The 7,777-nt window shown below is 63.7% G+C and carries 9 protein-coding genes; 4 read left to right on the top strand and 5 right to left on the bottom strand.

Features of this window, described 5'->3' with window-relative positions:
* From ABYV89_RS12335 to ABYV89_RS12325, 3 genes are all read left to right on the top strand, one after another.
* A partial coding sequence (locus ABYV89_RS12335; RefSeq protein WP_432823258.1) for a hypothetical protein occupies positions 1-1,364 on the top strand: 1,364 nt, incomplete at its 5' end.
* 50 nt (positions 1,365-1,414) lie between these two features.
* A complete protein-coding gene (locus ABYV89_RS12330) occupies positions 1,415-1,660 on the top strand; it encodes a YheU family protein (RefSeq protein ID WP_432823257.1) in 246 nt (81 codons plus the stop codon).
* A gap of 44 nt (positions 1,661-1,704) precedes the next feature.
* Positions 1,705-2,550 (top strand): class I SAM-dependent methyltransferase, encoded by an 846-nt coding sequence (locus ABYV89_RS12325; RefSeq protein WP_432823256.1) that lies wholly within the window; start codon positions 1,705-1,707, stop codon positions 2,548-2,550.
* Between the two features lie 102 nt (positions 2,551-2,652).
* Here ABYV89_RS12325 and ABYV89_RS12320 read toward each other — a convergent pair whose 3' ends face one another.
* Entirely contained in the window at positions 2,653-3,210 is a 558-nt protein-coding gene (locus ABYV89_RS12320; protein WP_432823255.1) for a DUF937 domain-containing protein, read from the bottom strand.
* A gap of 384 nt (positions 3,211-3,594) precedes the next feature.
* Between ABYV89_RS12320 and ABYV89_RS12315 the strand changes: the two genes are divergently transcribed.
* Positions 3,595-4,209 carry a glycine zipper domain-containing protein gene (locus tag ABYV89_RS12315; protein ID WP_432823254.1) on the top strand — a complete coding sequence of 205 codons (615 nt, stop codon included), beginning with the start codon at positions 3,595-3,597 and terminating at the stop codon, positions 4,207-4,209.
* Positions 4,210-4,291: 82 nt separating this feature from the next.
* Here the strand turns inward: ABYV89_RS12315 and ABYV89_RS12310 are convergent, their stop codons facing one another.
* The 4 genes from ABYV89_RS12310 to ABYV89_RS12295 all read right to left on the bottom strand — a co-directional run.
* Complete coding sequence (locus tag ABYV89_RS12310) at positions 4,292-5,149, bottom strand: triphosphoribosyl-dephospho-CoA synthase (protein WP_432823253.1); 858 nt, start codon at positions 5,147-5,149, stop codon at positions 4,292-4,294.
* Positions 5,121-5,624: a citrate lyase holo-[acyl-carrier protein] synthase gene (locus tag ABYV89_RS12305; protein ID WP_432823252.1), complete on the bottom strand. Its 504-nt coding sequence runs from the start codon at positions 5,622-5,624 to the stop codon at positions 5,121-5,123. Before ABYV89_RS12305 ends, ABYV89_RS12310 begins: the two co-directional genes overlap by 29 nt.
* A complete protein-coding gene (gene citF / locus ABYV89_RS12300) occupies positions 5,599-7,137 on the bottom strand; it encodes a citrate lyase subunit alpha (RefSeq protein WP_432823251.1) in 1,539 nt (512 codons plus the stop codon). The genes ABYV89_RS12305 and citF overlap by 26 nt, the downstream gene beginning before the upstream one ends.
* A partial coding sequence (locus ABYV89_RS12295) for an HpcH/HpaI aldolase/citrate lyase family protein (RefSeq protein ID WP_432823250.1) occupies positions 7,124-7,777 on the bottom strand: 654 nt, incomplete at its 5' end. The genes citF and ABYV89_RS12295, both read right to left, overlap by 14 nt.

The raw sequence follows: 7,777 nt of genomic DNA, 5'->3' as shown, positions 1-7,777 counted from the left end.
GTGAGCAGACCGCTGCCACGGCCGCCGCGGCTCCGCTATTTATCGAAGCCGAGGCGCAGCCGTGGCAGGTGCCGGTCGGGGCGCAGATCCTTTTAACCGTGCGCGTGCTGCATCGGGTCGAACTGGCTCAGGCAAGTCTGAGCGAACCCCGAGTGGAAGGGGGGGAAGCGGATATCCGGCAACTGGGTAAGGACCGCAGCTTTGAAACCCGCCGTGGCGGCTACCGCTACCAGGGGATCGAGCGGCGCTATACCGTCTTTCCCCGCCAGGCCAGACAACTCAGCATGGCCGCCCTGCAGCTGGATGCCCAGATTGACGCCGGCTCCTCCCGGCGCGATCCCTTCGGTCGGTCGCTGCAGCAGGTGCGGCGTAAGACTGAAGCGCTGCCGATTCAGGTAACGGAGCTGCCGGCCGATCTGGGCTCCCGCAGCTGGCTCCCCGCCCGTCGCCTGACCCTGCAGGACGACTGGCAGCAGCACCCACCAATTCTGCGGGTCGGCGAACCGGCCACCCGGACCCTGACCCTGACCGCCGAGGGGCTGCCCGCAGCGGGCCTGCCTGAGCTGCAGCTGCCGGTATCCGATGGGTGGAAGAGCTACCCCGACCAGCCGAGTCGGCAGGATGCCGAAAACGAACAGGGGATTGTGGGCATTCTGCAGCAGAAGCTGGCCCTGGTGCCAACCCGTCCGGGGACGCTTACGCTGCCGGCCGTCGATCTCGACTGGTACGATGTGGCCGCCGGCAGCTGGAGCCGCGTCCACCTCGATGCGCTGCAACTGGAGGTGGCCCCGGCGGCCGGCAGCCTCGTCAACTCCCTTCCTCAGGCCCCCGCAGCACCGGCTACGCCGGTCCCCCCGGTGGTCGCTTCGCCGTCTGTGTCCGGTGTCAACCCGCCCCCTGCCGCAGCGCCCCCAGGGCGATCTGGCGCGGGGTTCTGGCCCTGGCTCTGCCTGACCCTGGGACTCGGGTGGCTGGCCACCCTGCTGTTGTTCTGGCGGCGCAGGCGCTCTTCGCCGGCCGCGAAGGAGCAAGCTTCAGTCGACGGCGCGAACCGTGAAACGGAGCGGGCCACTTACCGGGCGGTGCTTGAGGCCGCTGGCCGCAACGATCCTCAGGCCGCACGTCAGGCGCTGCTGCGCTGGAGCCGCATGCGCTTCCCCGAGGCGTCCGGGCGGGAGTTCGAAGCGCTGTGCCGGCTCGGCAGCGCGCCCCTCGCCGCCGCTCTGGCCGAGCTGGATCAGGCCCTCTACGGCTCGGCCCCGGAGCCATGGAGGGGAGAGGCTCTCTGTGGCGCCCTCAAAAAACTGCCGCAGCAGCAGAGGCCGACAGCGCAGGCCTTACCACCGCTTTACCCCGCAGAATAGATTTTTAAAATCCTTTAAATCGTTGGGGCTATGCCCTGTGGAGGCACTCCATGTCGCAGGAAAAAGCAGCAGGTCAGCACGAAGAAGGGGTCGAGGTTCCGTACGAGCGGATCCATCCGGAGACGCTGCGGAACGTGATCCAGGAGTTTGTCAGCAGGGACGGGGCCGATTGGGGGGATGCCGGCTGCAGCCTGGAGGATAAGGTCGAGCAGGTTCTGCAGCAACTGAGAAAAAAGCAGGTCAAGGTCGTTTTGGACCTGCGGTCGCAAACGGCGAATATTGTCGCCTGCCGTTAATAAGCACTTTTCCAGCCGGAGAGGTTTTCCGGTGAGCAGGATTTATGAAAAAAAAGGTTTATTGGTTCTATTCGACGATTGCCCGTCAGGTCCTCGCTGCGCTGGACCGGGGCGAGGATTGCATCGATATGTCGGTCGATTTGAACCTCACTCGCGGCACCTTTGCCCTCAGCGGCGACGCGCTGATTCTGGACGCGGATAATCGGCTGAACCGGGAACAGCTAGAGCAGATAGCGGGCAAGGAAAACCGGGTCTTTATCTTGTCAGACGGCCGGCTGGAGGTGCTTGAGGCCAGGGATGAGGGGTACACCAAGCTCGTTCCCACCGAGCAGGCGCCGCTGCTGGAAATCAGCGGGGTGAAAATGCACATCTCGAAGGGGATCAATCCCTTTGAGAGCGCCGGGCAGATGGCCGCGCAGGTGGTGAAAAAAGGGGATCGGGTGCTCGATACCTGCAGCGGCCTCGGCTATGCGGCCTCGGCTGCGCTTAAGCTCGGGGCGCGCGAAGTCGTTTCGGTCGAACTGAGCGCAACGGTCATGGCGCTGCGCAAAAGTAATCCGTGGTCGCAGCTGATCTTCGGTGAAAATATCCAGCTGGTCCATGCCAATGTGGATGACTACATCCGGGGGCTCGCGGCGGAATCCTTCGACGCGGTGATCCATGATCCGCCCCGTTTTTCCCTGGCCGGAGAGCTTTACAGCGAGAGCTTTTACCGGGAAATTCACCGTGTTCTGAAACGGCGCGGGACCCTGTTTCACTATACCGGCAACCCGCACATGGTGAAGCGCGGAACCAGCTTTATCGACAATGCCGCCAAGCGGCTCAAGACGGCCGGCTTCACCAAGGTGATGAAAGTCGTTGAGCTGATGGGCGTCACGGCATACAAATAACCTGGACCAGGAGATGCCGGGGAGAGTGACTACAACTGCTGCTAGCCCCTGTCTTACGAAAATGAAAGGGCGGCCGAGTTGGCCGCCCTTTCATTTTGATGGCTATTGGAAAAATTTCTTTGCCAGGCCGATCAGGTCGTCGACTACCGAGCCGTCCTTGTCAAAGTCGAGCAGGGACAGGAGCGAACCGGCGACGCTCGCGCCGGATGATGCGCCTCCCTGCAGCTGGCCCAAGGCTCCGGTCGCAGAGGCCTGCTTGCTCAGGGCACCCATGGTCATGGCGGCAACCATCGGCAGCATCTGTTTCAGGATGCCGGTATCGAGGCCGGTCTTTTCGGCGGTGCGCGCCGCCACCTGGCGGCTGACATCCTTGCTGCCGAGAATATGACCGAGGATGTTGTTGCCGTCGGCGATCGCCTCCGGACGCTGGAGTTCCTGCGGGTCTTCGAGGTAGCGCTGATGGTTGCCCCCTTGTAGAGCGGCCATCAGCGCATCCAGGCCGCCGGGCGCCGTGGCGTTTTTCTTGATCCCCTGCGAGAGAGCGGGGAGCATCTGCTCCAGGGCGTTTTTGGCCTGGCCCTCGCTGACCCCGAACTTTCCTGCCAGCTGCTGCAACTGGGCACCGCCTTGAGCGTCAAGAATTTGATCGAGAAGGCCCATGATGGACTCCTTTTCCGGAAATAGCTCGACGCTGGAGTCAAGCTGTTGTTTCGTTATGTCCAGGGCGGATGCTGTTCCATTCCCCTACCCTTGTTACCTAATAAACCCTTTTGGCTTTTTGTCAACAACAGGAGCCCCGCCTCTTTAACCCTGCCCGCCCTCTCTGCGTGTGATTGCGAAACGGCGGCCAGCGGCTATGATGGAGATAGGTGGGAGAGGGTCGCCACACCAGGAAAATGAAACAGATGATGAGGTATAACGCCTTGGGTATTCCACCGCGAAGGCATTGTCGGGTGGCTGCAAGGGTGAACGCAGGCCGGGGACCAGCTGATGCGAGGAGCTTTTGGGCGCAGTTTCAACGGAATTCATTGATGGAGGCGGAAAATGAAAAAGAGTTGGCTAGCGATTATTACGGTTGCGCTCTTTCTTTTCGGTATCGCCGGCTGTGCCAGTATTCCGAAAGAGCATGAGGGCGCAGGCAAGGGGGCGGGCATTGGCGCAGCAACGGGAGCCTTGGCGGGGGCGGTGCTGGCGGGTGAGGGGTCGCGGACGGAAGGGGCGATCCTGGGCGGTCTGGTCGGTGCCCTGATCGGCGGGGTGATCGGCAACTATACGATCGACCAGAAGAAGTCGGCGGACGAGACGGCCAGCAGCTACAAGTACCAGTCAAGCATGGGAACCATGATCCGGATTGAGAGCAACTCGGCGGATCCTTATGCCGTCAGGCCGGGAGGCAAGGTCGACCTGTTGACGACCTATGCCGTGATGGCCCCCAACTCTTACACCTCGGTCATGGTGACGGAGTCGCATGAAATTCGGCACAACAACGAACTGGTCGGCAAGCCGACCTTGAACGTCAATCACAAAGCCGGTACCTACAGTTCGAACATTCCGCTCTACCTGCCGGCCAATGCCAAGGTGGGGACGTACCAGGTCATCACGACCATCAGCACCGGCGCCGGCAGTGACTCCCGGGAAACCTCCTTTATTGTTCAGTAGTCCCATCTCCATAACAAAGGGCGGCCGATTCGGCCGCCCTTCGCTTTTCTGCTGTTTGCCCCTCACCCGAACCTCTTCGATTCTAGCGGCTGTCGAGCGTGGCAGCCTGTTCGGCCGATATGCGCACCGGTTCGCCGAGAAAGTCCAGGTAGCCGAAGGCCAGGCCGAGGAGGTCGGCGACGCCCCCCATGGTGAGGTTGCTGCGCCGGTATTCGAGGTTGAGCTGCTGCAGCAGCGGGACGGGATCCTCGTCCCGGGCGAGCAGCAGCTCCAGCATCCGGCCGTCGCGGCGCAGGCGCTCTAACCCGGCTGTTCCGCAGCGGTGCAGGGCGGTGGTGTCCTCCACCTTTTGCATCAACGCCGCCAGCATGGAGAAGGCGGCCCGCTGCGGGTCGGCCCGGCGGGTGATGCTGGCGTGCCAGGCCGGCAGGGCGATGTCGAAGAGGCAGGGGAGGCCGGCGCTGGCCTCGGCGAGGATGCCGCCGACCCGGTAGGTTTGCCGGGCCGCTGCCCCGTTGCTTGCCGCCGGGGTCCGCAGGGCGATGATCTCGGTGGCGACCGCGGCTACCGCAAGCCGCAGCGTCTCCGGTTGGTCATCGGTGGCACGGGCGCTCGCCGTCAGCAGCAGTCCGCCGAGGAAAATCGCCCCCTTATGGGTGTTGGTGGCGAGGCGGGCGAGCATCCGCTCTTCGGCAATGCGGCCGAGGCCAATCAGCTCGTTGCTGGCGGCACCCGCTGCCAGTGCAGCGGTCAGTTCGTCGAAATAGACCCCGATCAGTTCGATGGAGGCGACCATCTTCGGCAGGGAAAGGTCGGCGTGGGAGCCGTTGTCCCAGAGGTCGACCAACCCCGGTTTGGGGGTGAGATAGAGCTCGGCGGTCAGCCCTTGCAGCAGGGCTGCGGCCAGAGCTTCAGTTGCTGAACGGTTGCAGCAGTTCATTGGCTTTGTTCACCAGTTGAAAATGGGGATGGCGGCCCAGGCGGATGCATTCTTTGGCCGGCGCGTCGCAGAGCAGGCAGCGGCGCTGTTCCAGCTGCAGAAGCTCGCGGTCGACGGCTGTGCCCGTGGCGGTGTAGACGTCGACGTCGAGCAGGCGGGAGACGGGAAAGGAACTCTCCAGTTCGATGCAGCCGCGCTTGAGTTCGCCGGGATCGACCGGGCCGGCGAGGATGGCATAGGGGCCGAGCAGGTCCTCGCCGGTGCCGGCTTCCGTCAGGCCCGGGTAGGCGGCCAGCAGGCTCCGGTGGGCCCATTGAAAAAGGCGTTGCGCGCCGGGAGGACGCTTGTTGTCGCCGGGGATGCCGAGGGAGAGCAGCAGGGTCGCGGTCATCCCCAAAGAGAGGGCGTCCTCAAGGACCGCCTGCCGGGCATCGCGGGCGGCGAGCAGGTCAGTCTTTAATTCGGCGTACCACATCGATGATCGTCCCGTCGCGATATTCGATCAGGGCCACCACCTCGTCCTCGAATTCAAGGGGGCGCGGGCGACCGGTGACCTGGTAGATTTCCTGCTGCAACTGCCGGATATCCTTGACCGGAACCTTGCGCCGCAGCAGTTCTTTTCTGAGTTCGCTGTGTTTCTCGTTGACGGCGATGCCGCGCTCGGTGACGACCACGTCGACCGTTTCGCCGGGGGTGGTGATGGTGGTGACCTCGTCCTTGACGATCGGCAGCCGGCCGCGGATCGAGGGAGCGACGATGATCGCCAGTTTGGCCCCGGCGGCGGTGTCCGAGTGGCCGCCGGTGTTGTGCAGCAGGTAGCCGTTGCTTTCGGTGTTGACGTTGACGTTGAAATTCACGTCGACCTCAGTGGCGCCGAGGATGACGGTGTCGAGGCGGTTGACCACCGCCCCGGCGTTGAAGGGGTTGGCGTACATGTCCGCCGAAATTTCCATATGGTTGCGGTTGCGCCCCATCGATTCGACCGCCTTCAAATCGAAGCACTGCACGTCGAACAGGCTCTGAAACAGCCCCTCTTCGAGCATGTCGACGAAATAGCCGGTGATGCCGCCGCAGCCGAAACTCCCCTTGACCTTCTGTTCGCGCATCATCCGCCGCACATGGTCGGCCACCGCCAGCGAGATGCCGCCGCTGCCGGTCTGGAAAGAGAAGCCGTCGCGCAAGAGCCCCGAGGCGTCGATGACCTGGGCGGCGTATTTGGCGATCAGCAGTCCGACCGGGTCGCTGGTGACCCGGGTGGTGGTGGAGACGATCTTGCGCGGGTCGCCGAGGCTGTCGATGGTGACGACATAGTCGATCAGGGTTTGCGGGATGGAAATCGGGCTGGCCGGATAAGGAACCAGGTTGTCGGTCACCGCGATCACGCAGCGGGCGTGTTCGGCGTCGGTGTGGGCGTAGCCGAGGCTGCCGCAGGCCGATGGGCCGTAGAAGCCGTTCATGTTGCCGTATTCGTCGCAGCAGGGGGCGGCAATGAAGGCGACATCCACCGGCACCTCGCCGCTGATGATGGATCGGGCGCGGCCGCCGTGAGTGCGCACGGTGATCGGGCAGGCAAGCTCCCCCTTGGAGGCAAGTTCGCCGACCGGGCCGTTGACGCCGCATTCCAGGGCGGTGATCACCCCTTTTTCGATAAAGGGGATGATTTCGGCGTGCACCGGGTGGACCGAGCTCGAGGCGATGCGGATGTCGCGCAGACCCAGGGCGTCGATTTCGCGCACCACCATGCCGAGCAGGGCGTCGCCGTTGCGCAGGTGATGGTGGGTGGCGATGGTCATGCCGTCGCGCAGCCCGGAGGCCTCGATCGCCTCGCGCAGCGAAGAGAGCCTTTTGCTCTGTCCCGGGTTGACCCGGCGCAGGGGGCGCGGTGCGACATGGCCCTGCGGCATCAGCGAAAAAGGGTCGCGATAGGGGACCAGGGGCTTGCCGTTGAAAACGGCGGGGATGGCCCGGCCCAGGCTATTTTTCACCATAAATCACCTCTTCGTCGAGTTCGATATCGATCAGGCCGTGGGCCCGGGCGGTCTTGAGCACGCGCACCGCCCGCTTGACCACCGGCGCGTCGACCATCTTGCCGTTCAGGGAAATAACACCGGTCCCCATGGCGCGGGCGCGCTGGATCGCTTCGACCACCTCCAGGGCGTAGTCGACCTCTTCCTGCTTGGGGGCGAAGACTTCGTGAACGACGTCGATCTGCCGCGGGTTGACCAGCGATTTGCCGTTGTAGCCGAGGGTCTTGATCAGCTGGGTCTCGCGGCGCAGCCCCTCCATGTCGGAGACGTCGGCGAAGATGCTGTCGATGGCCTGGATCCCCGCCGCCTTGGCCGCCCAGATCACCCGGGTACGGGCGTGGAAGAGTTCTTCGCCGGTCTTGGTCCGCTCGATCTCCAGGTTGGCCGTGTAGTCCTCGGCGCCGAAGGCCAGGGCGATGATGCGCTTGGAGCAGCGGGCCGTTTTGACCGAGTTGATGACCCCGGCGGCGCTTTCGATCGACGGCAGAATCTTGAAGCGACCGATCTCCACGTCCAATTCTTCTTCGAATTCGGTCAGCAGGGTGTCGAGACGCTCGACGATCTCCGGGGTGTCGGCTTTCGGCAGTCGGATACCATCGGG

This window comes from Trichloromonas sp. (assembly GCF_041583255.1).
Taxonomy (GTDB): domain Bacteria; phylum Desulfobacterota; class Desulfuromonadia; order Desulfuromonadales; family Trichloromonadaceae; genus Trichloromonas.
The sequence above is the reverse complement of the archived record's forward strand: the minus strand, read 5'-3'. Positions and strand labels throughout refer to the sequence as shown.

Bases quoted from the DNA above. Each gene is read 5' to 3' on its own strand.
- ABYV89_RS12310 (WP_432823253.1), bottom strand. From the start codon at position 5,149: ATGAACTGCTGCAACCGTTCAGCAACTGAAGCTCTGGCCGCAGCCCTG.
- ABYV89_RS12325 (WP_432823256.1), top strand. From the start codon at position 1,705: ATGAAAAAAAAGGTTTATTGGTTCTATTCGACGATTGCCCGTCAGGTC.
- ABYV89_RS12315 (WP_432823254.1), top strand. From the start codon at position 3,595: ATGAAAAAGAGTTGGCTAGCGATTATTACGGTTGCGCTCTTTCTTTTC.
- ABYV89_RS12305 (WP_432823252.1), bottom strand. From the start codon at position 5,624: ATGTGGTACGCCGAATTAAAGACTGACCTGCTCGCCGCCCGCGATGCC.
- ABYV89_RS12330 (WP_432823257.1), top strand. From the start codon at position 1,415: ATGTCGCAGGAAAAAGCAGCAGGTCAGCACGAAGAAGGGGTCGAGGTT.
- ABYV89_RS12320 (WP_432823255.1), bottom strand. From the start codon at position 3,210: ATGGGCCTTCTCGATCAAATTCTTGACGCTCAAGGCGGTGCCCAGTTG.
- citF (WP_432823251.1), bottom strand. From the start codon at position 7,137: ATGGTGAAAAATAGCCTGGGCCGGGCCATCCCCGCCGTTTTCAACGGC.